This window comes from Aeromonas sp. s5 (assembly GCF_040907865.1).
GTDB classification, from domain to species: domain Bacteria; phylum Pseudomonadota; class Gammaproteobacteria; order Enterobacterales; family Aeromonadaceae; genus Aeromonas; species Aeromonas dhakensis.
The window spans coordinates 1-25,901 of record NZ_JBFOCO010000017.1 but is presented as its reverse complement, the minus strand read 5'-3'; the positions used below and the strand labels follow the sequence as shown (position 1 = coordinate 25,901).

General features: G+C 63.2%; 24 protein-coding genes. 13 read left to right on the top strand and 11 right to left on the bottom strand.

What is annotated here, in order from left to right; translation table 11 throughout:
• Position 1 precedes the first annotated feature (1 nt).
• The 5 genes from lepB (at position 2) to pdxJ (ending at position 4,121) form a co-directional block, all read left to right on the top strand.
• Positions 2 to 925, top strand: a complete 924-nt coding sequence (gene lepB, locus AB5Y94_RS10815; protein ID WP_005309381.1) for a signal peptidase I — start codon at positions 2 to 4, stop codon at positions 923 to 925.
• A complete protein-coding gene (rnc, locus tag AB5Y94_RS10810; RefSeq protein ID WP_005309383.1) occupies positions 926 to 1,597 on the top strand; it encodes a ribonuclease III in 672 nt (223 codons plus the stop codon).
• Positions 1,594 to 2,493 carry a GTPase Era gene (era, locus tag AB5Y94_RS10805; RefSeq protein WP_005309385.1) on the top strand — a complete coding sequence of 300 codons (900 nt, stop codon included), beginning with the start codon at positions 1,594 to 1,596 and terminating at the stop codon, positions 2,491 to 2,493. Before rnc ends, era begins: the two co-directional genes overlap by 4 nt.
• Positions 2,494 to 3,201 (top strand): DNA repair protein RecO, encoded by a 708-nt coding sequence (gene recO, locus AB5Y94_RS10800; protein WP_010635031.1) that lies wholly within the window; start codon positions 2,494 to 2,496, stop codon positions 3,199 to 3,201.
• 182 nt (positions 3,202 to 3,383) lie between these two features.
• Positions 3,384 to 4,121, top strand: a complete 738-nt coding sequence (gene pdxJ / locus AB5Y94_RS10795; protein ID WP_017779321.1) for a pyridoxine 5'-phosphate synthase — start codon at positions 3,384 to 3,386, stop codon at positions 4,119 to 4,121.
• A gap of 125 nt (positions 4,122 to 4,246) precedes the next feature.
• Here pdxJ and AB5Y94_RS10790 read toward each other — a convergent pair whose 3' ends face one another.
• The 8 genes from AB5Y94_RS10790 to kbaZ are packed head-to-tail and all read right to left on the bottom strand — an operon-like array spanning position 4,247 to position 11,401.
• Positions 4,247 to 5,101: a tagatose bisphosphate family class II aldolase gene (locus AB5Y94_RS10790; protein WP_368205492.1), complete on the bottom strand. Its 855-nt coding sequence runs from the start codon at positions 5,099 to 5,101 to the stop codon at positions 4,247 to 4,249.
• On the bottom strand, positions 5,092 to 6,291 hold the full coding sequence (gene nagA, locus AB5Y94_RS10785) for an N-acetylglucosamine-6-phosphate deacetylase (protein ID WP_368205491.1): 1,200 nt from the start codon (positions 6,289 to 6,291) through the stop codon (positions 5,092 to 5,094). The genes AB5Y94_RS10790 and nagA overlap by 10 nt, the downstream gene beginning before the upstream one ends.
• Positions 6,292 to 6,726: a PTS galactosamine/N-acetylgalactosamine transporter subunit IIA gene (gene agaF, locus AB5Y94_RS10780; protein WP_368205490.1), complete on the bottom strand. Its 435-nt coding sequence runs from the start codon at positions 6,724 to 6,726 to the stop codon at positions 6,292 to 6,294.
• Positions 6,727 to 6,772: 46 nt separating this feature from the next.
• Complete coding sequence (gene agaE / locus AB5Y94_RS10775; RefSeq protein WP_368205489.1) at positions 6,773 to 7,651, bottom strand: PTS N-acetylgalactosamine transporter subunit IID; 879 nt, start codon at positions 7,649 to 7,651, stop codon at positions 6,773 to 6,775.
• Positions 7,641 to 8,417 carry a PTS N-acetylgalactosamine transporter subunit IIC gene (agaW, locus tag AB5Y94_RS10770; protein ID WP_011704758.1) on the bottom strand — a complete coding sequence of 259 codons (777 nt, stop codon included), beginning with the start codon at positions 8,415 to 8,417 and terminating at the stop codon, positions 7,641 to 7,643. Before agaW ends, agaE begins: the two co-directional genes overlap by 11 nt.
• A gap of 15 nt (positions 8,418 to 8,432) precedes the next feature.
• Positions 8,433 to 8,906, bottom strand: coding sequence for a PTS N-acetylgalactosamine transporter subunit IIB (gene agaV, locus AB5Y94_RS10765; protein ID WP_005309404.1), 474 nt, complete (start codon positions 8,904 to 8,906; stop codon positions 8,433 to 8,435).
• Positions 8,906 to 10,075: an SIS domain-containing protein gene (locus tag AB5Y94_RS10760; RefSeq protein WP_368205488.1), complete on the bottom strand. Its 1,170-nt coding sequence runs from the start codon at positions 10,073 to 10,075 to the stop codon at positions 8,906 to 8,908. Before AB5Y94_RS10760 ends, agaV begins: the two co-directional genes overlap by 1 nt.
• 12 nt (positions 10,076 to 10,087) lie before the next feature.
• Positions 10,088 to 11,401 carry a tagatose-bisphosphate aldolase subunit KbaZ gene (kbaZ, locus tag AB5Y94_RS10755; protein ID WP_368205487.1) on the bottom strand — a complete coding sequence of 438 codons (1,314 nt, stop codon included), beginning with the start codon at positions 11,399 to 11,401 and terminating at the stop codon, positions 10,088 to 10,090.
• A 271-nt stretch (positions 11,402 to 11,672) separates the two neighbouring features.
• Between kbaZ and AB5Y94_RS10750 the strand changes: the two genes are divergently transcribed.
• Positions 11,673 to 12,470 (top strand): DeoR family transcriptional regulator, encoded by a 798-nt coding sequence (locus tag AB5Y94_RS10750; RefSeq protein WP_368205486.1) that lies wholly within the window; start codon positions 11,673 to 11,675, stop codon positions 12,468 to 12,470.
• A gap of 69 nt (positions 12,471 to 12,539) precedes the next feature.
• Here the strand turns inward: AB5Y94_RS10750 and AB5Y94_RS10745 are convergent, their stop codons facing one another.
• The 3 genes from AB5Y94_RS10745 to barA all read right to left on the bottom strand — a co-directional run bounded on the left by AB5Y94_RS10745 (position 12,540) and on the right by barA (position 16,705).
• Positions 12,540 to 13,439, bottom strand: coding sequence for an N-acetylmuramoyl-L-alanine amidase (locus tag AB5Y94_RS10745; protein ID WP_368205485.1), 900 nt, complete (start codon positions 13,437 to 13,439; stop codon positions 12,540 to 12,542).
• A gap of 3 nt (positions 13,440 to 13,442) precedes the next feature.
• On the bottom strand, positions 13,443 to 13,922 hold the full coding sequence (locus AB5Y94_RS10740; protein ID WP_005309414.1) for a DUF1456 family protein: 480 nt from the start codon (positions 13,920 to 13,922) through the stop codon (positions 13,443 to 13,445).
• A gap of 71 nt (positions 13,923 to 13,993) precedes the next feature.
• A complete protein-coding gene (barA, locus tag AB5Y94_RS10735) occupies positions 13,994 to 16,705 on the bottom strand; it encodes a two-component sensor histidine kinase BarA (RefSeq protein WP_024941396.1) in 2,712 nt (903 codons plus the stop codon).
• Between the two features lie 153 nt (positions 16,706 to 16,858).
• Here barA and rlmD point away from each other — a divergent pair, with 153 nt between their 5' ends.
• The 7 genes from rlmD to ispD form a co-directional block, all read left to right on the top strand.
• Positions 16,859 to 18,181: a 23S rRNA (uracil(1939)-C(5))-methyltransferase RlmD gene (gene rlmD, locus AB5Y94_RS10730; RefSeq protein WP_368205484.1), complete on the top strand. Its 1,323-nt coding sequence runs from the start codon at positions 16,859 to 16,861 to the stop codon at positions 18,179 to 18,181.
• 264 nt (positions 18,182 to 18,445) lie between these two features.
• A complete protein-coding gene (gene relA, locus AB5Y94_RS10725) occupies positions 18,446 to 20,659 on the top strand; it encodes a GTP diphosphokinase (protein ID WP_005309420.1) in 2,214 nt (737 codons plus the stop codon).
• 82 nt (positions 20,660 to 20,741) lie between these two features.
• Complete coding sequence (mazG, locus tag AB5Y94_RS10720; RefSeq protein ID WP_124250547.1) at positions 20,742 to 21,539, top strand: nucleoside triphosphate pyrophosphohydrolase; 798 nt, start codon at positions 20,742 to 20,744, stop codon at positions 21,537 to 21,539.
• 141 nt (positions 21,540 to 21,680) lie between these two features.
• Complete coding sequence (pyrG, locus tag AB5Y94_RS10715) at positions 21,681 to 23,318, top strand: glutamine hydrolyzing CTP synthase (RefSeq protein WP_005309423.1); 1,638 nt, start codon at positions 21,681 to 21,683, stop codon at positions 23,316 to 23,318.
• Between the two features lie 89 nt (positions 23,319 to 23,407).
• The gene (gene eno, locus AB5Y94_RS10710; RefSeq protein ID WP_005309426.1) at positions 23,408 to 24,709 is read left to right on the top strand and encodes a phosphopyruvate hydratase; all 1,302 of its coding nucleotides are present in this window, start codon (positions 23,408 to 23,410) and stop codon (positions 24,707 to 24,709) included.
• Positions 24,710 to 24,887: 178 nt separating this feature from the next.
• Positions 24,888 to 25,205 (top strand): cell division protein FtsB, encoded by a 318-nt coding sequence (ftsB, locus tag AB5Y94_RS10705; protein WP_005309428.1) that lies wholly within the window; start codon positions 24,888 to 24,890, stop codon positions 25,203 to 25,205.
• Positions 25,198 to 25,901: 2-C-methyl-D-erythritol 4-phosphate cytidylyltransferase (gene ispD, locus AB5Y94_RS10700; RefSeq protein ID WP_368205483.1), on the top strand; the 704-nt coding region annotated here is incomplete at its 3' end. The genes ftsB and ispD, both read left to right, overlap by 8 nt.

Below are 25,901 nucleotides of genomic sequence, written 5' to 3'. Positions count from 1 at the left end.
GATGGCAAGCACGTTTTCCCTGATCCTGGTGGTGGTCTGCGCGATCACCGGTGTTATCTGGTGTCTGGACAAGATGATCTGGTCCAAGCAGCGAGCCGCCAAGATTGCCGTGGCCCGTGCCCACGGCGGCGCCCATCTGGACGAGAAAACCCTGGCCAAGGTGGCCCCCGTGCCGGTCTGGATCGAACAGACCGCCGGGGTCTTCCCGGTCATCACCCTCGTACTGATCCTGCGCTCCTTCATCTTCGAACCGTTCCAGATCCCGTCTGGTTCCATGATGCCCACCCTGCTGGTGGGCGATTTCATCCTGGTGGAGAAGTTTGCCTACGGCCTCAAGGATCCGGTGACCAACACCAAGTTCCTCGAGACCGGTGAACCCAAGCGCGGCGACGTGGTGGTGTTCAAGTATCCGCTGGATACCCGGGTGGACTACATCAAGCGCGTAGTCGGCATGCCGGGGGACCGGGTCATCTATCGCAACAAGGAGCTGATGATCCGGCCCAAGTGCGAGGAGCAGGAAGGGAAAACGTGCCCGGGCTTCCAGAAGCTCGACGTCAAGTTTGAACAAAGGGGTGAATTTACCCAGATGGGGATCCCGCTTGACCGCTATACCGAGCAGCTGGGCGAGGTGTCTCACGAGACCCTGCGCAACCCGCTGATGCCCGATATGGTCGGCCGTTACTACCGCCAGCCCGGCACCTACCCCGATGAGTGGGTCGTACCGGAAGGTCAGTACTTCGTCATGGGCGACAACCGTGACAACAGTACCGACAGCCGCTTCTGGGGCTTTGTGCCCGAGCAGAACCTGGTGGGCAAGGCGGTCGCTATCTGGATAAGTTTTGAATTCGAGCGCGAAGAAGGCTCCCTGCTACCGAGCTGGGTACCGACAGGGGTGCGCTTCAACCGCATTGGCGGAATCAAGTAAATGAATATCAAGATGAACAGACTGCAGTCCCGTCTCGGGCATGTCTTTCAGGATCAAGAACTGCTGACCCGGGCGCTGACTCACCGCAGCGCCGGCTCCCGTCACAACGAGCGACTGGAATTTCTGGGTGACTCCATTTTGAGTCTGGTGATTGCCGACGATCTGTTCCACCGCTTCCCGCAGGCGGCGGAAGGGGATCTCAGCCGGATGCGCGCCACCCTGGTACGCGAGAAGACCCTGGCCGAACTGGGCCGGGAGTTCGACCTCGGGGATCACCTGATCCTGGGGCCGGGCGAGCTGAAGAGTGGCGGTTTTCGCCGTGAATCCATTCTGGCCGACACGGTCGAGGCGGTGATCGGTGCCGTCTACCTGGATACCAATCTTGAGACTGTACGGACGCTGCTGCTGGGCTGGTACGCCAGTCGCCTGGACGAGATCAAGCCGGGCATAGAGCAGAAGGATCCCAAGACCCGTCTGCAAGAAATTCTGCAGGGAAGCCGCAAATCCCTGCCGACCTACACAGTGACCAACGTCAAGGGCGAAGCCCACAACCAGGAGTTCACCGTCCAGTGTGAGGTGGAAGGTCTGGATGGTCCGCTGGTCGGGGTCGGCACCAGCCGTCGCAAGGCCGAACAGGCCGCCGCACAGCAAGCATTGGAAAAACTGTCATGACAGATAGCACTTATTGCGGCTTTGTCGCCATCGTGGGCCGCCCCAACGTGGGCAAGTCCACCCTGCTCAACAAGCTGCTTGGCCAGAAGGTCAGCATCACCTCGAAGAAGCCCCAGACCACCCGTCACCGGATCCTGGGGATCGACACCGAGGAGAACTATCAGACCATCTACGTGGATACCCCGGGTCTGCACATTGAAGAGAAACGGGCCATCAACCGCCTGATGAACCGCGCCGCCACCAGTTCGCTGGGGGACGTGGCCATGGTGGTGTTCGTGGTCGACGGCACCCACTGGACCAAGGACGACGAGATGGTGCTGGGCAAACTGCGCAATCTCAAGTGTCCAGTGGTGCTGGCGGTCAACAAGATCGACAACGTCAAAGAGAAAGAGGATCTGCTGCCCCACCTGGAGTGGCTGGGCCAGCAGATGAACTTTTCCCATATCCTGCCCATCAGTGCCGAGAAGGGCACCAACGTGGAGAAGATCCGCGAGTGGGCCAAGGATCTGCTGCCGGAAAACGTCCACTTCTTCCCGGAAGATTACGTGACCGACCGCTCCTCCCGCTTCATGGCCTCCGAAATCATCCGCGAGAAGCTGATGCGCTTCACCGGTGAGGAGCTGCCCTACTCGGTGACGGTGGAGATCGAGCGCTTCAAGGTGGAAGAGAACGGTCTCTACCACATCCACGGCCTGATCCTGGTGGAGCGCGAAGGCCAGAAGAAGATGGTCATCGGCAACAAGGGCGAGAAGATCAAGACCATCGGCACCGAGGCCCGCATCGACATGGAACGGCTGTTCCAGAACAAGGTGCACCTCGAGCTGTGGGTCAAGGTCAAGTCCGGCTGGGCCGACGACGAGCGCGCCCTGCGCAGTCTCGGCTATGGCGACGACTGATTGCTGACCCCGGCTTTCGTCATCCACAGTCGGCCCTATCGGGAGACCAGCCAGCTGGTCGAGGTTTTCACCCAGGATAGTGGCCGTTTTACTCTGGTGGCTCGCGGTTCTCGCGGGCCACGCTCGCCTCTGAAGGGGCTGTTGCAACCCTTTACCCTGCTCACCATCGCCTGGCGTGGCAAGGGGGATCTCAAGAATCTCACCCAGGTCGAGTGCCCGGATCACTCCCTGCGCCTCGGTGGCGATCGCCTCTTCTACGGCCTCTATCTCAACGAGCTGGTCTACTACCTGCTGGAGGCGCACACCCCCTTCCCCGAGGTGTTCGATGCCTATGCCCGCGCCATCATGGCGCTGGCCGACGGCGAGACGCCGGAGCTGCCGCTGCGCCGCTTCGAGTTCCTGCTGCTGCAGGCGCTGGGTTATGCGGTGGACTTCGAGTACACGGCGGATGACGAGTCGCCAATTGAGCCAACCCTGCTCTACGGCTTCGAGCGGGAGTTGGGCTTTGTCGCTTGCGAGCGGGCGCCGGATCCCCGTACCCTGTTTCTCGGCGCGCACCTGCTGGCCTTTGCCGAGGGGCGCTTCGATACTCCCCCCCTGTTGCAGGCGGCCAAGCGTTTCAGCCGGCTGGCGCTGCAACCCTATCTGGGACGGCGTCAGTTGAAGAGCCGGGAGCTGTTTTTAAAACGCCGTAATAGCTTGGGTTAACCGCCCTGCGGCGTTACCCAACACGGCAAGAATGTTACCTAGGTCCGATTACGCTGCGCTAATCGAACCTACGAGCTGCCGCGGGTTGCAACCTGCAACCCCCCACGTGACATACGGATATCGGCGCTGGCGCCTAGGCGCCAGCTGCACAGTTAACAGTGAAGAGCTTCAAGGAGTCGTCAATGAGCGAAATCTATCTGGGTGTGAACATCGATCATATCGCCACCCTGCGCAATGCCCGGGGCACCCAGTATCCGGATCCGGTACAGGCCGCCTTCGTGGCCGAGCAGGCCGGTGCGGATGGCATCACGGTGCACCTGCGGGAAGATCGCCGCCACATCACCGACCGTGACGTGGAGATCCTGCGCCAGACCATCCAGACCAGAATGAACCTGGAGATGGCGGTGACCGAGGAGATGGTCGGCATCGCCTGCCGTATCAAGCCTCACTTCGTCTGCTTGGTGCCGGAGAAGCGCACCGAGGTGACTACCGAGGGGGGCTTGGACGTAGCCGGCCAGCTGGACAAGGTAACCGATGCGGTGACCCGTCTGGCCGCCGTCGGCGCCCAGGTGTCGCTCTTCATCGATGCCGACCCCATCCAGATCGATGCGGCCGCCGCGAGCGGTGCTCCCTTCATCGAGATCCACACCGGTCGCTACGCCGATGCCACCACGGATGCTGAACGTAACGCCGAGTTCAAGCGCATCGCCGCCGGTGCCTCCTATGCCGCCGGCAAGGGCTTGAAGGTCAATGCCGGCCACGGCCTGCACTACCACAACGTCAAGGCCATCGCCGCCATCCCCGAGCTCTATGAGCTCAACATCGGCCACGCCATCATCGGCCGCGCCGCCTTCGACGGCCTGGCCAAGGCGGTCAGCGACATGCGCTTGCTGATGCAGGAAGCCCGTCAGGGGATCTGATCTGTCGGCAGGGGCTGGGCCCCGCGGCACGAAGAGAAAAGGGACGCCACGGCGTCCCTTTTTGTTGTGACCAAGCATGATGGAAAGGTCGGTGGCGGTCAGACTTGCACTGCCTTCTGCGATGTTCAGAGTTTGCCGTCGCTCATGCACATGCGGATCTTGGCGGCGACCACCTCCTCCATGGCGGCCATGGCGGGCACCAGATACTGGCGCGGGTCGCTGGCGTCGGGGTGGGAGGCCAGGAACGCCTTCATGGCGTCGGAGAAGGCGATCTTGAGTTCGGTGGCCACGTTGACCTTGCACACCCCGAGCTCGATGCAGCGGCGCACGTCCCGGTCGGGAATGCCGGAGGCGCCGTGCAGCACCAGCGGCACAGCTACCCTGGCCCGGATGGCGGCGAGGCGCTCGAAGTCGAGGCGCGGCTCCTCCTTGTAAAGGCCGTGGGCCGTGCCGATGGCGACGGCCAGGGAGTCGATGCCGGTGCGCGCCACGAACTCGGCCGCCTTGTCCGGGTCGGTCAGATGGGCGTTGGCGGCGTCTACTATGAGGTCATCCTCCTGGCCACCGAGCTGGCCCAGTTCGGCCTCCACGCTCGCCCCCATGCGGTGGCAGAAGGTGACGACCCGCTGCACCTTGGCGACGTTCTCCTCGAACGGCAGATGGGAGGCGTCGATCATGGCGGAGTGGATGCCGGCCTCGACCTTGTAGTGGATATCCTGCTCATCCTCGTGGTGGTCCAGATGCAGTACCAGCGGGATGCGGTACTGATGGGCGGCCGAAGCGCAGATGGAGACCAGGTACTCGACCCCGGCGTGGCGGTAGGTACCCGGCGTGGCGGCCAGGATCACCGGGGAGTTCATCTTGGCGGCAGTGCGGGCCACCACCTCGACGGTCTCCAGATTGTGGATGTTGAAGGCGGGCACCGCATAGCCGCGGCGCTGGGCATCTTTAAGCATTTCGTGGGACGAGATCAGATACATGAGGACTCCTTGGCACCCTGGCGGGCACCAGCTTCAGGGAAAGAGAGCGGGGCAGGGGCGGGGAGGATCTCCCGGCCGGCCACCCAGATATGTTGTTGATTGAGCTCCGCGGTCAGGGCGAGCAGGTTGGCCTGCTTGCCGACGGCCAGCGAGCCGAGGCGATGTTCCATCCCCAGCATCCGGGCCGGTGCCAGCGAAGCCATACGGATGGCCTCCTCCAGCGGCACGCCGGCCAGCTGCACCATGTTGCGCACGGCGCCGAGCAGGGTGAGGGTGCTGCCAGCCAGGCCGCCGGTGTCGGTGCGCACCACCCCGTCCTTCATCTCCACCCGGTAGTCGCCGAGCAGGTAGTGACCGTCCGGCATGCCGGCGGCGCGCATGGCATCCGTGATGAGCAGCAGGCGATCCCTGGCGCAGCAGTGACAGAGTCTGAGCACGCTCGGATGGACGTGGTGGCCGTCGGCGATGAGTTCCAGCCAGGCATCGGGATGCACCAGGCCTGCGCCGACCATGCCGGGTTCTCTGTGGTGCAGGCCGCGCATGCCGTTGAAGCAGTGCACCAGCCCGGAGGCCCCCGCCGCCAGCGCCGCCATGGTGGTGTCGTGGTCGGCGGCGGAGTGACCCAGCATCACCCGGATGCCGGCCTGCTTGAGATGACGGATGGCGGCCAGCGCCCCGGTTTTCTCGGGGGCGAGGGCGACCACTTTCAGGGTGCCTCGCGCCACCTGTTGCAGCCGGTCGAGCTCCGCCAGATCCAGCTCCCGGAACAGGGCCGGGTCATGGGCGCCCTTGTTGTCCGGGGTGAAGTAGGGCCCCTCCAGATAGCTGCCGAGCAGCTGTGCGCCCGGCAGGGGGCTAGCCATGGCATCGGCGATGCGACCGAGGGTATTGAGGATGGCGGGCAGCGGGGCGGTGACCGTGGTGGCGAGGAAGGCGCCGACCCCCTCTGCCGCCTTGGCAAGGGAGAGGCGGGCCAGGGCGTCGACCGCCTCGTCCATCACGTCGACGCCGGCTCCGCCGTGAACGTGGCCATCGATAAGGGCGGGTACCAGCAGTTCGACCTCCCGCTCCGGGTCGTCGGCCGGGATGGGGTCGATGGCGGTGATGACGCCCCCTTCATGGGTCAGTACCTGGTGTGTCAGCCAGCCCTGCTCGGTCAGCAGGCGGCGGGCGCGGATCCGCTCTGCCATCTAGATCCCCTCCTCGGCCAGCGTCTCGGCCCGCTCGCGCGCCAGCTCGTCCACCAGGCTGGTGAGGCCGCGATGACCACAGCACAGCGCCTGTTCACGAAACTGGGACGGGGTCAGCTCGCCGCGCTCCATCACCATCTCCAGCAGCAGCTGCAGATTGGTGCCGGTGACCACCTCCCGCTCGGGCTGGCGCAGCGCCAGGGTGGAGGCGACCCGAAACGGGGTTCCCCCCAGCAGATCGGTCAGAAAGACCACGCCATCCCCTCGCTCAACCTGGGTCAGGGCGCTTTCGCACTGATCCTGCAGCAGGGCCGTGGTGGAGGACTCGGGGAAGTCGATGGCGACCACCGCCTCCTGCTCGCCGAGGATCTGCAGCATGGCCTGTTCCATGCCGCTGGCGAAGCCGCCGTGTCCGCAAATGATGATACCCAACATAATCTGTTCCTTTACAGCAAAAGGCCGGCCTGGTGCCGGCACCGGATTAGAGGAAGCCTGCAAACTTGCCGACGATGCCGAGTACGACCGTGATGACGATGAGGCGCAGCGGGCTCCAGCCGCGGCGGATCAGCCCATACATGGCCAGGGTGTAGAGCAGCGGCAGGAAGGCGGGCATCAGCTTGTCGAGCACGTCCGCCTGCAGCTTCACCACCGCATCGCCGGCGGTGATCTCCAGGGTGGTGCCGAGCCGCACATAGGTGGCGACCAGGGCGCCGATCACCGTCATGCCGACGATGGTGGCGGCATGGCCCACCTTGCGGGTGTTGGCCTTGATGAGCGGAATGGCGGCCACCCCCATGCGATAGGCGTAGTGCGCCAGCCCGAAGCGCAGGCCGAAGTGCACCAGATTGAACAGCAGGAAGAAGACCACAGCCCCCATGATGGAACCCTGCAGGGCCAGGTCGGCGCCGATGCCGCCACAGATGGGCAGCAGGGTGAGCCAGAACATGGCATCGCCGATCCCGCCGAGCGGGGCACCGACCGCGATCTTGGTGCTCTGGATACTGTTGACGTTCTGCTTGGAGCGCTCCATCGCCAGCACTATCCCCATCACAAAGGTGACCAGGAAGGGGTGGGTATTGAAGAAACCCATGTGGCCCTTCATCGCCCGGGAGAGATCCTTGGGGTTGGTGTGGATCTTCTGCAGCGCCGGCAGCAGGCCGTAGAGCCAGCCGGAGGCCTGCATCCGCTCGTAGTTGAAGGAGGCCTGCAGCAGCAGAGAGCGCCAGGCGAAGCGGTTGATGTCCTGGCGGGTCAGCTCGGCCCCCAGCTGTTGATCTTCATAGACGTCGTCGGAGACGGCGCGGGTCGGTTGCGGCTCGGCCGCCTGGGCCAGCCGGGTGGCGGTGTTGTTAGATGCCATCTTCAGTTTCCTCCTGGATGGGGCGGGCTTGTGGCGCCGGGTCCTTGCGCATGAAATCGATCAGGGCCATGGCCAGGGCGGCCGCGGCGATGGCCAGCACCGGCAGCTTGAGCCAGGCGGCGGCGACGAAACCGAGGATGAAGTAGGGGATGTAGACGTTCTTCATCATGATCTTGAGCAGCACGGCAAAGCCGATGGCGGGCATGATGCCGCCGGCGACGCCGAGGCCGTCGATGAGACGGGCGGGCAGCACGTCGATGGCGGTCTTGGCGTGTTCGGCCCCGAAGTAGGTGGGCAGGAAGGCGCACAGGAAGTAGAAGGAGCCGAGCGCCAGCAGCGCCAGGTAGTTGACCCGCTCGATGCCGCGCACATCCCCCTGTTCCGCCATCCGGTCACAACGGGACATGACCCCCGACATCACCGAGAAGAGGAAGGTGATCCCCATCTGGACCGCCACCGCGAACGGCACCGCGACCCCGACCGCCACATCCGGCTTGACCCCGGTGGTGATGGCGAAGGTGGCGCCGACTATGGTGCCGATGATGACGTTGGGCGGCTGCGCCCCCGCCAGCGGGGCCAGCCCCATCCAGACCAGCTCCAGGGTGCCGCCCACCAGAATGCCGGTGGGCAGGTCGCCGAGGATCAGGCCCACCAGCGGGCCCAGTACCACGGGCCGGTGGAAGTGGGTCAGGCCGTTGAACAGGTCAAGCCCGGCGAAGAACGCCAGCATGCCCAGCAAGAGCCCTTGCAACAAACTGATTTCCATCACAATTGTCCTTAATCAGATGAGGTTGAAAATGTCCTGTGCCGGTTCGGTCGGCACCCCCTGGACAAAGCAGGCGACGTGGGCGTCCTGCAGGGCGCGAAACGCCGCTATGTCCGACTCGTCCACCGATACCGTCTTGTGGATCTGACGCTTGCCGTCGGCGTAGTGCATGTTGCCGACGTTGATGCGGGGGATGGGCACCCCGCCCTCCACCAGGGTGCGAAAGTCCGCCGGACTCTTGCACACCAGCAGGATCTTCTGGCGATCGGCGGCCTTGCCGATGTTGTCGATCACCTTCTGCAGTGGCCAGAAGCGCACTGCGATGCCTTCTGCCAGCACCATCTCCATCAGGTTCTGCTGGATGGGGTCCTCTGCGACTTCGTCGTTGGCTACCAGCACCAGATTGGCGCCGGCGAAGCCGACCCATTGCACGCCGACCTGACCGTGGATCAGGCGCTCGTCGATACGGCTCAGCACTATGTTCGGCATCAGACGCCTCCTTGCTGGTTGAACGGATAGATGTTGACCCCCTGCACGACCCGGTTGACCCGCCCGCTCGGGCAGGGATTGTCCGGGGTGATGCCCAGCACCAGCGCGGTGTGGAAGGCGTAGTACTGGGCATAGAGCAGGTAGCAGAGCGCCAGCTCGGCGTCGTCACCGTTGAGGGGGGTGGGCAGATAAATGTGTTCGCCAGCGCTGATGAGCGGATCCGGCCGATCGGCCAGGGCGACCACCCGGGCGGCATGGCCGTCCTGGCGCAGCTCGCCGAGCAGGTCCAGGTCGTACTGGCGGGTATAGGGATCGTTGGACATCATCAACACGATCAGGGTCTGCCGATTGATGGCCGACTTGGGCCCGTGGCGAAAGCCGGTGGGGGAGTCGTACATGGCCATCACCTGGCCGGCGGTGAGCTCCAGCAGCTTGAGGGCCGCCTCCTGAGCCACTCCCTGCAGGCTGCCACTGCCAAGGTAGATGACCCGCTCCGGCAGCGGTCGATCCCACTCGGGCACCTTCAGTTCGGCCTGGGGCAGGATGGCATCCCCCAGCGCGATGAGCGGCTGGCTGGCGATCGGGTTGAACTGGCGCGGCAGGAATACCGCCAGGCAACTCAGCATCATGCTGGTCAGGCTGCTGGTCATGGCAAAGCTGCGGTCGTGGGTCTGGGGCGGCATCAGCAGCGCCAGGGAGCGGGCATCCTTCTGACAGCGGCGATAGAGTTCCCCCTCGCCGTTGCAGGTCAGCACCAGGTGGTGGCACTCGCTCAGCAGCTGGCTGGCCAGCTCCACCGCCGCCACGCTCTCCGGGCTGTTGCCGGAGCGGGCGAAGGAGATAAGCAGGGTCGGGCAGTCCTGTGCCAGGTATTCGCCCGGATCGGTGACGATGTCGGTGGTGGCGATCGCCTCGAAGCGGCCGTTGAGGCGGGCACTGAGATAGGGGGCGAGGGCGCGGCCGGCAAAGGCGGAGGTGCCAGCGCCGGTCAGGATCACCCGCAGGTTGCCCCGTGACAGCAGGGGCAGCAGGAAGCGTTCAATGGTGGCGCGGCACTCCTCCACCATGGTGAGGGTCTCCCGCCAGGTGGCGGGTTGCTGGCGAATTTCACGGGCGGTGGCCAGGCCGTTGGCCGACCGCAGCGTCTCTTCTGGATAACCAAGGATCATCTCTACAACTCCTTATACAACCGGGGTCAGCCGGGAGTGGCTGGCGGGGGCGTCGCTGCAGGCCGCCGCGTATTGGCGCAGCACCTCCTGCACCTGATCGAGAATGAGGTCATGGGGATTGGCCGAGAGTGAGCCCTGGCGCACCTTGCGGTATTGCAGCGGCAGGTGCTGGCTGAGCAGCGGCAGGGGAATGGGTTCGGCGGCCAGGTTGGCCAGCAGCCGGGCGTAACAGTCGTCGACCCGGCTGTCGGGCCAGTAGTAGCGAATGCGATCGGAGTAGCTGTAGCCACGGGCCAGCCGGCACTCGTTGGGGCTGCCCTGATAGTGGCTGCGCCAGAAGTCGGGGCGATCCAGCATGGTCTCTTCCAGCACCTGGCGCAGACCCGAGCAGGCCTTGGCCACCACCAGTTCTTCCTCGATGGCGGCGAGGGCAAACAGCGCCTCGCGCAGGGCAAAGGTGAGGGCGGGGCCGACCTTGAGGATGGCGAAGTGATCGCGTACCAGCTGGCGGTAGGCGTCCGGGGTCTGGTAATCGGTGGAGTGGGCCTCGAACACCAGATGGGGATAGGCCTCGATCATCCGGCTCAAGGGGGCGGCCCGCTCGGGGCGGTAGTCGATGACGTGGGTGTGGTCGAACTCCACGCCGGGCTGCACCACCAGACCGATCACCCGCGGCCAGAGCTGGGCCAGTCCGGCCTGCTCGAAGGCCTGCTGGTGGGCGACCAGAGTGTGGCGCGCCGCCTCCGGCGTGGTGACTGCCAGTTCGGCCAGCTCTTCGTGGGCGCCACCCGGCACCGGCACTTCGGTGCCAATCACATAGACCAGGTCGCTGTGGCCAAACTGCCGGGTGGCGGTCTGCTCGGCCACGTTTGCCAGCCGGGCTGCGCGCGCCGCCGCCAACTCGTCGGTCAGCGGCACCGGATCCCCCTGGCAGGGCATGCTGCAGTCGAGGTGGATCTTCTTGAAGCCGGCCGCAACATAGCTGGCGATGAGATCCTCGGCGTGGGCCATGGCCTGCTCGGCGGGCTCGCTCTGCCAGCGGTTGGGGCCGAGGTGATCCCCACCCAGTACCAGCCGCTGCACGGGAAAGCGGCACTCGGCGGCGAGCCGGTGCAGCAGGTCGCGAAAATCGGCCGGTGTCATGCCGGTGTAGCCGCCAAATTGATCCACCTGATTGGAGGTGGCCTCGACCAGCAGCAGCTGGTCCCCTTGCGCCGCCAGTCGCAGGGCCGCCTCCAGCACCAGCGGATGGGCGGAGCAGACGGCGTAGATCCCGACCTGTTCCCCCTGCTTGTGTTGTGCGACCAGATCCAGCATTGATTTCATTTCCCTCTTCCTCTTGGCCTGAACAAGATGCATTGCTTTCGATTTCTTTCTTTACCCTAGGCGCACGGCGTTCGAAACGAAATAAAAGCGTGTTCACATCTTGAGCAAGATCACAAAAAGAAATGAATCGAAAGGTTTGTGCTGTTTTAGGGAGCCTGACGGCACTTCTCAATCCAATGAAAGCTTGATTTGCCATCGAGGCTGAGTGTTAATAGGGAAACGTAACGAAGTGAAAGATCTACTTTCACCACAGGACTCCGGCAGAGAGACTATGCAAACCACCGAAAAGAGCGTGCTCGGCACCAGCGAGCGACGGGAGCGCATCATTCAACAGCTGCGCAGCAATGGCAGCGTTCAGGTCAACGAGCTGGCCGGCCACTATAAGGTCTCCACCGTCACCATCCGCAACGATCTGGCATTTCTGGAGAAACAGGGGGTGGCGGTGCGCGCCTACGGCGGTGCCCTGTTGTGTGAATCCGGCCAGCCGGTGGCCGAGCGCACCATCGCCGACAAGAGCGTGCTCAACACCCCGGTCAAACAGCGCATCGGCGCTATGGCGGCGAGCCTGGTGCAGCCTGGTTGTCGCCTCATTCTCGACTCGGGCACCACCACTCTGGAGGTGGCACGTCACCTGCGCGATCACCAGGAGATAGTGGTGATGACCAACGGCATGAACGTGGCGAATGCCCTGTTGGAGGCGGAAGGGGTGGAGCTGCTGATGACGGGGGGCCACCTGCGCCGCAAGTCGCTCTCCTTCTACGGCGCCCAGGCAGATCTCTCCTTGCAGAACTATCACTTCGACCTGCTGTTTCTCGGGGTGGATGGCATCGATCTGGAGCGCGGCGTCAGCACCCATCACGAAGACGAGGCCAGGCTCAACCGCTGCATGTGCCACGTGGCCGAGCGGATCATCGTCGTGACCGACTCCAGCAAGTTTGGCCGGCTGAGCCTGCACAAGATCATCGATACCCGGCGCATCCACACTCTGATCACCGACGACGCCATTGCGGCCGAGACCCTGGCCGGTCTGCGTCAGGCCGGGATAGAGGTACTGCTGGTGGAGGCCTGAGCCGGCTCTCGACGGAGAATGCAAAAGAGGGACGCCATGGCGTCCCTCTTTTGTGGTCGGGGGCGAAGCTCAGCGTTGCTCGGGGAAATAGCGCTCGAGCAGGGCGGTGAGGATGGCCTGGCTCTCGGCATCCGCTTCACCGCTGACCAGGGCGGGCCGAAAGTGGAGCTGGAAGGCGCGCAGGGCGGCGTGGCTCTGCTCGTCCCAGTGGCCGCTCGGGGTTACGCCATAGCCGTAGCGGGCCAGCCGTTGCTGCCAGCCGAGGGCATCCCAGGCCGGCGCCGGCTGCTGGCGCAGCTCGGCCAGCCGGGTCTCGTCGGGCCAGGCGCCCACCCCGTAGTTCAGAGCCAGCTCGCGCCAGGGGAAGTGGGGGCCGGGATCCTGCTTGCGCTCGGGGGCGACATCGCTGTGAGCCAGCACCTGGGTGGGGGGGATCTGGTAGCGCTCGACCAGCTCGCGGGTGAGGGCGCCGAGGGCGGCTATCTGTGCCCGGGTGTAGGGTTGCCAGCGCCGCTGGTGGGCGGGCAGCAGCTCATCCTGTGGCGAGTAGCCGAGGTTGACGATCTCGATGCCAAGGGAGCTGGCATTGAGCCCCGTATACTGGTGCCAGCGGCTGCGGCCGGCATGCCAGGCGCGCCGGTTGTCGGGCACCAGCTGGTAGACCGGCAGTGGCCGCTCATGGGTATCGCGCGGGATCAGGTAGTGGGCGCTCACCTGATGGGCCGGCTCGGTCAACAGGCGCAGGGAACGCTCATCGTCTTCATCCGTGTAGTGCAGGATCAGAAAGGCGATGCGCTCGTTCTGGTTGGCGCTCTGATGGTCGTTGTTGAGCCGATAGGGGGCGGGCTGGCAGGCGCTCATCAGCAGGGTGAGGCAGAGGGCATACCAGTGCCGGCAGGTGCCCCATGGCCAACGGCGCCCACCCACCGCCAGCAGGCGGGATGATGGTGAGCGCAGACGCCGGCCCATGGTTCAGCCGCGATACTTGGCGGTGAGGCCGATGAGGAAGTTGCGCAGGATCTGATCCCCGCAATCCTGATAGTGCTTGTGGTCCCGTGAGCGGAACAGGGCGCTCAGCTCGGACTTGGAGAGGTTGAAGTTCGCCAGCTTGAGGGTGGCGAGCATCTCCTCTTCCTTGAAGTTGAGGCCGATGCGCAGCTTGCGCAGGATCATGTTGTTGTTGATCCGGTTCGGGATCACCTGGGGCGGTGCATCTTCCCGCGCGCCGCGGCGAACCAGGATCAGGCCGTCGAGGAACTGGCTCAGGGCCGAATCCGGGCAGGCGGCGAAGCCAGCCTCCTGCACCTCACCCTCTTCTGCCTCTTTCATCAGCCAGCCGTGCAGCTGGGCGTGGGTGACGGTCAGGTTGCCCTTGGCGAACATGTCGACCATCTGGTCGTTGCTGATGCTGAGGGCGTAGCGCAGGCGGCGTAAAATATCGTTGTTGGTCATGTCGACTCCTGTGGAAACGGCGCAACTTTACCATCTGGCGGGGCCCGCGTCAGAAAAAGCGGGCCACCGGGTCAGGCGAGGTAGCGGGGAGCCTCCTGGCGCACCTGCTCCATCGCATCCTGCAGCTCCAGCAACTCGGGCTCGAGTTCGGCCACCGCCACCCCGTCCCGCAGCTGCTGCTCCAGCTGGGAGAGCAGCCGCTGCAGGCGAGGCACCCCCGAGTAGGCGCAGCCGCCGTTGAGGCGATGGAGCTGGGCCAGCACCTCGCTGTCCTCCACCTGGCCGGCGAGCGCCGCCTCCAGCACCGGATCCACCTCGTCGAAACTGGTCATCAGCATGGTCAGCATCTCCTTGGCGAGATCCAGCTTGCCCGCCGCCTGGCGCACCGCCAGCGACCAGTCGATCTGCTGGCTGGCGTGATTCTGGTGGCGACGATGGGCGAAGTCGGTGATGAGCTTGGCCAGCATGGCCTCGTCGATGGGCTTGGCCAGGTAGTCGTCCATGCCCTGGCGGATCAGCCGCTCCCGCTCGCCGGGAATGGCGTGGGCGGTGACCGCGACGATGGGGGTCTCGGTGTTGAGGGACTGGCTGCGAATAGCTTGGGTGGCGCTGATGCCGTCCATGATCGGCATCTGGATATCCATGAAGATGATGTCGAACGGCTGGCTCTGGGCCAGTCTGACCGCCTCCTTGCCGTTCTTGCACACCACCACCTGGCTCACCATCTCCTTGAGCATGGCGGCGATCAGCTTGAGGTTGGCGGCGTTGTCGTCCACCGCCAGCACCTTGATCTCCTGCACGCTGCGCGGGGAGGGCTCTGGCAGCGGGGCGCTGCGCGCCGCCTCGGGGGAGAGCAGGGCGTGCAGCAGCTTGCGATGGTTGATGGGTTTGGAGAGGCAGTGCTGGGCACCGTGGGCCAGCATGGCCTCGTAGAGCGAAGGCTCGTGGCTGCTGAGCAGCACTATGGTGTTCTGCTGGCCATCCAGCCCGTCGAGGCGCGCTACCACTTGCTGTGGGCTGTGCTGGGTACCGCTGCCGATGATAACCATGTCCTGGCTGCTCATCTCGGGCCAGGGGTCGTCGCCGGTCAGGGAGTGCACCTGCAACTGCCACTCCGCCAGCAGGGCGCAGATGGCGGAGTGGCTGAAGGGATCCGGTTCCAGCAGCCAGACCCGCTTGCCCTGGATGCGATCCAGCGGCAACCGGTCGGTCTGGGGCAGGGGGGAGACCTCCAGATCCAGGCTGAAGGAGAAGACAGATCCCTTGCCGAGTTCCGATTCGAATCGGATCTGCCCCCCCATCTGCTGCACCAGCTTCTGGGTGATGACGAGGCCCAGGCCGGTGCCGCCATAACGGCGGGAGATGGAGGAGTCGGCCTGGTTGAAGGCCTGGAACAGCTGGCGCTGCTGCTCTTCCGAGATGCCGATGCCGGTGTCGCGGATCAGCACGTTGAGCCGCACCTTGTTGCCGCTGAGGCTGCCGGTCTGCTCGATGCGCACGTCCACGTTGCCGCGCTCGGTAAACTTGATGGCGTTGCCGGTGAGGTTGGTCAGCACCTGCTGCAGGCGCATGGGGTCGCCGGTGAGGTAGTCCGGCACCTCGGCATCCACCTGCAGGGAGAGCTCCAGCTGCTTGTCGTGGGCGCTGGGGCCGAGCAGATGCATGGTCTCGTTGAGGGTGTCGCGCAGGCTGAAGGGGATGTGTTCCAGCTGTAGCTTGCCCGCCTCCAGCTTGGAGAAGTCGAGGATGTCGTTGATGATGCCGAGCAGGTTGCGGGCCGACTTCTCGATGGTCTGCATGTAGTCGGTCTGGCTCGGGGTCAGGCTGGTCTTGAGCAGCTGGCGGGTAAAGCCGATGACCCCGTTGAGCGGGGTGCGCAGCTCGTGGGACATGTTGGCGAGGAACTCCGACTTGACCCGTGCCGCCTCCTGCGCCCGCTTCTTGGCCATGTCGAGCTCGACGTTCTGGATCTCGATCTGCTCCAGCGTCTCGCGCAAGTCGGAGGTGGCCTGATCGATGTTCTGCTGCATCTCCTCGTGGTATTCCGAGAGTGCCTTGGCCATGGCGTTGATGCCGTTTTTCAGCATGTCCAGCTCGCCGGTGAGCTGACCACTGACCCGGGTGTCGAGTCGCCCCTCCCTGATCTTGTGCACCGCCTGCACCATGTCGGTGATGGGCTGGGTCACGCTCTTGACCAGCCGAAAGCCGAACAGGGTGCTGAAGGCGATGCCGATAAGCACCATGATCACCGCGAAGAAGGTGTCGCGGTACTGCAGGATCATGGCCCGGTCGGTAGTCATTTGCATGGAGATGTAGCCGATCATCGGCGGCTCCACGTCGCTCGGCAGCGGGAAGCCGTCCATGCTGGTCTCGGCCTGGATCGGGGTGCGCAAGATGATGTCGTCGCCATAGAGGGTGACGCTGGTGAGCTCGGGGATCTGGCTGCCGTCTGGCAGCCGCAGCCGGGTGAAGTCCCTGTGGTAGTTGGACGTCACGAACAGCTGGTTGTCCTGGGTGAAGACGGCGATGGACTTGATGAGCGGCGAGTTCTTGCGGTGGGTGAGGCCGATCAGCCGCTTGAGCGACTCGCGGCTGTGCTGGGTCATCCCGTATTCACTGGCGATGGCCAGCGGCTCTATGATGTTGATGCCCTGATCGATCAGGTTGTTTTCCAGCTGCTGATAGCGGTGGAAGGTGAAATAGCCGGCCATCAGGCCGCCGATGATCAGGGTCGGCAAGATGGTAAAGGCCAGCACACGCGCCCGAAGGCCGTATTTGGTCATGCGGATGATCCCCCGAAGAGCAGGGTTGGCAATGGCGTAAACGAGCGGGTGCGGGCCCACAGGCCGTATTTGGTCATACTATTATTCTTGTGGGACAATAGCCTGCTGCAGATTCCACAATCATGACATAGCCACCTATAGGCACCAAGTTTTATGGCCCAGTTTTTCAAGCCCCAAAAGAAATCCACCCAGCCCCAACGTATTGAATTTACGGTAGACAGCCTGGATCACCACTGCGTCGGTATCGGCCGCCATCAGGGCAAGGCGATCTTCATCGAAGGGGCGCTGCCCGGTGAGCAGGTCAAGGCCCGCATCCTCGAAGACAAGAAGCAGTATGCCCACGCCGCCCTGCAACAGGTGGTGACCCCGGCGGCCAATCGCATCGCCCCCTTCTGCAGCCACTACCGCGAGTGTGGCGGCTGCAGCGCCCAGCACCTGGCTGAGGCGGATCAGCGCGCCGCCAAGGAGGCCGGCCTGGTCAGCCTGTTCGAGCGGCTCGGCAACATCCAGCCCCCGGCGCTCGAGCCCGTGCTGGGCGGGGAGTCCCACGCCTATCGCCGGGTCTGCCGGTTGGCCATCAAGTTCGACAAGAACGGCCGCTGCACCCGGGTGGGCTTTCGTCGTCGCCAGTCGAACGATCTGGTGGAGATCAGTGGCTGCCCCGTGCTGGCTGAACCGCTCTCCGCACTGATCGCCCCGCTGCGCGAATGCCTCAACCGCCTCAAGAGCCAGCGTGAGCTGGGCCATGCGGAGCTGATCCAGGCCGAGCAGGGGATCCTGATGCTGCTGCGCCATACCGGCCGGCCGACCGAGGCGGATCGGGCGCAGCTGATCGAGTTCGCCAAGGCGCAGGGGATCGACCTCTATCTACAGGCGGCCGACGAGCAGATTGAGCCGCTGCACCAGCAATTTGCGCCCTCCTACTCGCTTGATGGCCTGTCTCTTGCATTCGCTCCCGGTGACTTCATTCAGGTCAACGGCCCGGTCAACCAGCGCATGGTGGAGCAGGCACTGAACTGGCTCGAGGCGGGCAAGGATGACAAGGTGCTCGATCTCTTCTGCGGCATCGGCAACTTCACCCTGCCGCTGGCCCGTCAGGCCCGCGAAGTGGTGGGGGTGGAAGGGGAGCTGGCCATGGTGGCGCGCGCCGAAGAGAACGCCCGTCGCAATGGCATCGAGAACGCCCGTTTCTACAAGGCGGACCTGAGCGGTGACATCGCCGGCATGTCCTGGGCACGGGAAGGGTTCGATCTGGTGCTGCTGGATCCGGCCCGTCCCGGTGCGTTCGAGGTGATGGAGCACGTCGTGAAACTTTCACCCAGACGGGTGGTCTACGTTTCCTGTAATCCGGTCACCCTGGCGCGCGACAGCCAGGTGCTGGTGAAAGGGGGCTATCGGCTGGTGCGCCTCGGCATGCTCGACATGTTCCCGCACACCGGCCACCTGGAGTCCATGGCGCTGTTCGAGCGCAAATAGACGGGCGGTAATGGGCAAAACGGGCGTGGTGGCGGTGCCATGAAAGGGCAGCCGTCAGCTGACGATGGTGGCGTCCATAACGCTGTCTGGGCAGGCATGATTGGGGTAATCTAGACCCTTGTAAATCGGCAGGGCCTGGCGGAGAACTCTATTGTTTTTCTTGACAATATGCCTTGAAAAATTCTCCGTAGATCCCCATTTGAGGCAATCTCATGAGGGGAGGGGGCGACAGCCTTCGGCCCAATAATTTAAAGGATTGATACCATGGTTGCGGTTCGCGATATTCATTTGAAAGACAACTTCACCCTGGAGGAGTGGGTCAGCTCGCTCACCCTGAGTGACAGTGACAAGGATCAACTGCGAACCGTCTACCAGTACTGTCTGACGCTCGGTGACGAAGCGCTCACCAACCGGCTGCTGGTGCGCGGGGTCGAGATGGTAGGCATCCTGCTGATGCTCAGCATGGATCTCGGCACCCTCAAGGCCGCCATCATCTACCCCTTCGTCGAAGCCGGTCTCATCAGCCAGGAGCGGATGGACGAGGACTTCGGTCCCAAGATCGCCAAGCTGGTGGAAGGGGTGCTGGAGATGGAGGCTATCCGCTCCCTGCAGACCCTCCACCGCAGCGAAACCTCGCCGGAGCAGGTCGACAACGTGCGGCGCATGCTGCTCGCCATGGTCGAGGATGTGCGCGCCGTGGTGATCAAGCTGGCGGAGCGGATCGCCTGCCTGCGGGAGGCGAAGAAGGCCGATGAAGAGACCCGGGTGCTGATGGCCCAGGAGATCACCAACATCTACGCCCCGCTGGCCAACCGGCTCGGCATCGGTCAGCTCAAGTGGGAGCTTGAGGATCTCGCCTTCCGCTACCTGCACCCGGATACCTACAAGCAGATCGCCAAACAGCTCGACGAGAAGCGCCTCGATCGGGAGCGCTACATCCGCGAGTTCGTGCAGTCCCTGCGCGATGCCCTGAAAGAGGCGGGGGTCGAGGCCGAGGTCTACGGCCGGCCGAAACACATCTACAGCATCTGGCGCAAGATGCAGAAGAAGCACCTCGAGTTCAACGAGCTGTTCGACGTGCGTGCGGTGCGAGTGGTGACCAAGCGGCTGCAGGATTGCTATGCGGCGCTCGGCATCGTTCACACCCACTTCCACCACATTCCCCGCGAGTTTGACGACTATGTCGCCAACCCCAAACCCAACGGCTACCAGTCCATCCATACCGTGGTGGTGGGGCCCGAGGGCAAGACGGTGGAGATCCAGATCCGTACCGATCAGATGCACCAGGATGCCGAGCTCGGTGTGGCGGCCCACTGGCGCTACAAGGAAGGGGCTCAGGCCGGCGGCAAGGCCAACAACTTCGAAGACAAGATCGAGTGGCTGCGCAAGCTGCTCGCCTGGCAGGAGGATCTCTCCGAGAGCGGTTCCCTGCTCGAGGATCTGCGCAGTCAGGTGTTCGAGGACAGGGTCTATGTGTTCACTCCGAAAGGGGATGTCATCGACCTGCCGGCGGGGGCCACGCCCCTCGACTTTGCCTATCACGTCCACAGCATGATCGGCCACCGCTGCATCGGCGCCAAGATCGACGGCCGCATCGTGCCGTTCACCTATGCGCTGCAGACCGGCGATCAGGTGGAGGTGATCACCCAGAAAGAGCCGAACCCGAGCCGCGACTGGATGAACCCCAACTCCGGTTTCCTGCGCTCCAGCCGGGCGCGGGCCAAGGTGGCCACCTGGTTCAGAAAGCTGGATCGGGACAAGAACATCGTCGCCGGGCGCGAGCTGTTCGACAAGGAGCTGGATCGCCACAACCTCAGCATGGCCAAGATCGACAAGGGCAACATGCTGCGCCGCTTCAATCTGGAGAGTACCGACGATCTGCTGGCCGGCATCGGCAGCGGCGACATCCGCATCAACCAGGTGATCAACTACCTGGACACCTGTTACAACAAGCCTACGGCGGAGGAGGAAGATCGCCGCCTGCTGGAGAAGCTGGAGCAGAAGGCCAATGCACCGTTCCGCCACAAGCCCAAGGATCACATCGTAGTGGAAGGGGTGGGCAACCTGATGACCCACATCGCCCGCTGCTGCCAGCCGATCCCCGGGGATGCCATCCAGGGCTTCATCACCATGGGCCGCGGCGTCTCCATCCACCGGGAGGATTGCGAGCAACTCAAAGAGCTGTCGCGCCGCAACCCGGAGCGGTTGATCGACGCGGTATGGGGAGAGAACTACTCCGGCGGTTACGGTCTCACCATCCGCATCCTCTCCAACGACAGATCCGGCCTGCTGCGTGACATCACCACCGTGCTCGCTAACGAGAAGATCAACGTGATGGGGGTGCGCTCACGATCCAACGTGCGCGAGCAGACCGCCGAGATCGACATGGAGCTGGAGATTTACAACATCAACGCCTTCAACCGGGCGTTGGCCAAGCTCAGCCAGCTCAACGACGTGATCAGCGCCAAGCGCCTCTGATCGTGCGCAACACAGCACTCGTGACCGACCGCCAGGTCGGTCACTGTTTTCTCCCGGTAGCATCAAGAAAAGCGAATATCCCATGTCCCAACGTTACGACCTGCCCCAACTGCTCGCCATCATGGCCAAACTGCGCGACCCGAACGGGGGCTGCCCCTGGGATCTCAAGCAGAGCTTCCAGACCATAGTGCCGCACACCCTGGAGGAGGCCTACGAGGTGGCCGACGCCATCGAGACCGAAGATTGGCAGGGGCTGAAAGGGGAGCTGGGGGATCTGCTGTTCCAGGTGGTGTTCTATGCCCAGCTTGGCAAGGAGCAGGGGCTGTTCGACTTTGCCGACATCGTCGACACGGTGAGCGAGAAGCTCATTCGTCGCCACCCTCATGTCTTCTCCGATGCCGACCTTGGCGACGAGCAGGCGGTGAAGGTGAACTGGGAGGCGGAAAAGGCCAAGGAGCGGGCGGCGCTCGACAAAGAGAGCGTGCTTGACGACATCCCCCTCTCGCTGCCGGCCCTGACCCGCGCCGCCAAGATCCAGAAGCGCTGCGCCACCGTCGGTTTTGACTGGAAGACCCTGGGCCCGGTGGTGGACAAGATCCACGAGGAGATCGACGAGGTGATGGAAGAGGCGCTGATGGCCGACGTGGATGAAGCGCGGGTGAGCGACGAGCTCGGCGATCTGCTGTTTGCCACCGTCAACCTGGTGCGTCATCTGGGCAAGGATCCGGAGCAGGTGCTGCGGGGCGCCAACGCCAAGTTCGAACGCCGCTTTCGTCAGGTTGAGCAGTTTATCGCCGCGGAAGGGCTGAAAATGACCGACTGCAGCCTCGAGAAGCTGGATGCCGCCTGGGTCAAGGCCAAGGAAACCGAACAAAGTTGATTTGGCGCAAGATGGGGGCGCCGGGAGCCTGATAGATTTTTGTTCATTGTTTGGGAGAGGGGGTTTTGGTATACTGTTTCCCCGTCCTGCTTCATCCCCGAAGCACCCCTTAAAATTCCCTAAACTTCTTTCAGGTTCAGCATGACGACAAAATATATTTTTGTAACTGGTGGCGTTGTTTCATCCCTCGGCAAAGGCATTGCCGCAGCTTCTCTGGCAGCCATTCTGGAAGCCCGTGGTCTGGATGTGACCATCATGAAACTGGACCCCTATATCAACGTGGATCCGGGCACCATGAGCCCGACCCAGCACGGTGAAGTGTTCGTAACCGAGGACGGGGCCGAGACCGATCTGGACTTGGGCCACTACGAGCGTTTCATCCGCACCAAGATGACCCGCCGCAACAACTTCACCACCGGTCGCATCTACGCCGACGTGCTGCGCAAAGAGCGCCGCGGCGACTATCTGGGCGCCACCATTCAGGTGATCCCGCACATCACCAACGCCATTAAAGAGCGGGTGATTGCCGGTGCCGAAGGCCATCAGGTTGCCATCGTCGAGGTGGGCGGTACCGTGGGCGATATCGAGTCCCTGCCGTTCCTCGAAGCCATTCGTCAGCTGGCTGCCGAAGTGGGTCGCAACAACGCCATGTTCATGCACTTGACCCTGGTGCCTTATCTGGCCGCTGCCGGCGAAGTGAAGACCAAGCCGACCCAGCACTCCGTGAAGGAGCTGCTCTCCATTGGTATCCAGCCGGATGTGCTGATCTGCCGTTCCGACCGCGCCATTCCGGCCAACGAACGTGCCAAGATCGCCCTGTTCTGTAACGTGCCGGAGCGTGCCGTCATCTCCATGAAGGACGTCGACTCCATCTACAAGATCCCGGCGCTGCTGAAATCCCAGAACCTGGACTCCTACATCACCGAGCGCTTCGGCATCGAGTGCAAGGAGGCCGATCTGGCCGAGTGGGAACAGGTCATCTATGAAGAGGCCAACCCGACTGCAGAAGTGACCATCGGCATGGTCGGCAAGTACGTCTCCCTGCCGGATGCCTACAAGTCGGTCAACGAGGCGCTCAAGCACGGCGGTCTGAAGACCCGTCTCTCCGTCAACATCAAGTACATCGATTCCCAGGACATCGAGACCCGTGGCGCCGAGCTGCTAGAAGGTCTGGACGCGATCCTGGTACCGGGTGGCTTCGGTGAGCGCGGCGTGGAAGGCAAGATCCTGGCGGCCCAGTATGCCCGCGAGAACAAGATCCCGTATCTCGGCATCTGTCTCGGCATGCAGGTTGCCATGATCGAATTCGCCCGCAACGTGGCCGGCATGGCCGGGGCTCACTCCTCCGAATTCAAGAAAGATTGCGCCTACCCGGTAGTGGGTCTCATCACCGAGTGGGTGGATGACGAAGGCAACGTCGAGACCCGGACCGAGAAGTCCGATCTGGGCGGCACCATGCGTCTGGGTTCCCAGCTCTGCCACCTGGTGGAAGATTCCAAGGTGCGTCAGATGTACGGCAGCCCGACCATTTACGAACGCCACCGTCACCGTTATGAAGTGAACAACAAGCTGCTGCCGCAGATCGAAGCAGCGGGCCTGAAAGTGACCGGTCTCTCCGCCGACAAGAAGTTGGTGGAAATCATCGAGATCCCGGATCACCCCTGGTTCGTGGCCGCGCAGTTCCACCCGGAGTTCACCTCGACTCCTCGTGATGGCCACGCCCTGTTCGCCGGTTTTGTGAAGGCGGCGGGCGAGTATCAGAAGCGTAATCTGAAGTAATTGAAAATAAATGCGGTTGGGGCCCTGTGCCACAGCCGCTTTTTTTGGCATATTTTTGTTGTTTTTTTACGAAACCTGAGGAAATACACATGTCCAAGATCGTTAAAGTGATCGGTCGTGAAATCATCGACTCCCGTGGTAACCCGACCGTTGAGGCCGAAGTTCACCTGGAAGGTGGTTTTGTTGGTATGGCAGCCGCTCCGTCTGGCGCGTCCACCGGTTCCCGCGAAGCGCTGGAACTGCGTGACGGCGACAAGAGCCGTTTCCTGGGTAAAGGCGTGCTGAAAGCCCTCGAAGCCGTCAACGGCCCGATCGCTCAAGCGCTGCTGGGTAAAGATGCCAAGGACCAGGCCACTGTCGACCAGATCATGATCGACCTCGACGGTACCGAGAACAAATCCAAGTTCGGCGCCAACGCCATCCTGGCTGTTTCCCTGGCCAACGCCAAAGCTGCCGCTGCTGCCAAAGGCATGCCGCTGTACGCCCACATCGCCGAGCTGAACGGCACCCCGGGTGTCTACTCCATGCCGCTGCCCATGATGAACATCATCAACGGTGGTGAGCACGCCGACAACAACGTCGACATCCAGGAGTTCATGATCCAGCCGGTTGGCGCCAAGACCCTGAAAGAAGCCGTTCGCATGGGCGCCGAAGTGTTCCACAACCTGGCCAAAGTGCTGAAGTCCAAGGGCTACAACACTGCAGTTGGTGACGAAGGTGGTTTCGCTCCGAACCTGAAATCCAACGCCGAAGCGCTGGAAGTGATCGCCGAAGCCGTTGCTGCTGCCGGTTACAAGCTGGGCACCGACGTGACCCTGGCCATGGACTGTGCTGCTTCCGAGTTCTACGACGCAGAGAAGAAAGAGTACAACCTGAAAGGCGAAGGTCGTGTCTTCACCTCCAACGGTTTCTCCGACTTCCTGGAAGAGCTGACTGCCAAGTTCCCGATCGTCTCCATCGAAGACGGCCTGGACGAATCTGACTGGGAAGGCTTCGCCTACCAGACCCAGAAACTGGGCAAGAAAATCCAGATCGTGGGTGACGACCTGTTCGTAACCAACACCAAGATCCTGAAGCGCGGTATCGACAACGGCATCGCCAACTCCATCCTGATCAAGTTCAACCAGATCGGTTCCCTGACCGAAACTCTGGCTGCCATCAAGATGGCCAAAGACGCTGGCTACACTGCCGTCATCTCCCACCGCTCCGGTGAGACCGAAGACGCGACCATCGCTGACCTGGCCGTTGGTACCGCTGCTGGCCAGATCAAGACCGGTTCCATGAGCCGTTCTGACCGTGTTGCCAAGTACAACCAGCTGATCCGTATCGAAGAAGCCCTGGGTGCCAAGGCTCCGTTCCGCGGTCTGAAAGAAGTGAAGAACCAGGCTTAATCATCGCCTGTTCTCCTGCTTCACAAAGCCCCGCCATCCGGCGGGGCTTTTTCGTCTGTGTCACCCCCATCCCCGGATTCTGCATTTTTTGTTCCGACCGAACCCATCCGGGACACAGGCTTTCTTTTGTCTTGCCTGCGAATATGGGAAACTAGGCCGCTTGAAGGAGACTCAGTGCATGCGGCTACTCACTCTTATCCTGCTCTTCCTGTTGGGAGGGCTTCAATACGACCTCTGGCTGGGGAAGAATGGCCTGTCTGACTATCGTGAGCTGTCCGATGCCATCACCCGGCAGCAGCAGGACAATCTGGTACTCAAGGATCGCAACAACCTGATTTATCGCGAGATTGATGACCTGACCTCGGGCCTGGAGGCCATTGAGGAGCTGTCGCGCAACGATCTTGGCTACATCAAGCAGGGCGAGACCTTCTACCGTATCATTCCCAAGGACAAAGACAAGGGCTCCAGTTCCGGAGACGCAGCCTACGATGACTGATCATCACAGCGGACTGACCGCCATCGTGCCGGCCGCTGGCATCGGCAGCCGGATGGGGGCCGAGTGCCCGAAACAGTATCTGCAGCTGGCGGGCATGGCCATTCTGGAGCACACCCTGACCCGGCTGCTCTCTCACCCGGCCATTGCTCAGGTCATAGTGGCGCTGGCTCCCCATGACCGCTGGTTCGACACCCTGGCCGTGGCCGCCGATCCGAGGATCCTGCGAGTGGAAGGGGGCGCCGAGCGCGCCTTCTCCGTGCTCAATGCGCTGCACGTGGCGCAAGGGGAGTGGGTGCTGGTGCATGACGCCGCCCGCCCCTGCCTGACCCACGGCGATCTCGATCGCCTCATCGCCACCGCCATGGCCTGTGGCGGAGCCATCCTCGGCAGCCGGGTGCGCGACACCATGAAGCGCTCCGACGCCACCGGCAACATCCTCGCCACCGTCGAGCGCGAGGAGCTCTGGCACGCCCTGACCCCGCAGATGTTCCCCACCGGCCCCCTCAAGCGGGCGCTGGAGGAGGGGCTGGCACTGGGTGCCACCATCACGGATGAGGCCTCCGCCATGGAGCGGGCCGGCTTCCCGGTGCGGATGGTGGAAGGGCGGGCCTTTTGCGCCGGGCTGGATGTGAAATCCATGCTCAAGCAGCCGGTGGCGGCGCTCGAGATCCTGAAACGCGAGGCGGACGAAGCCAC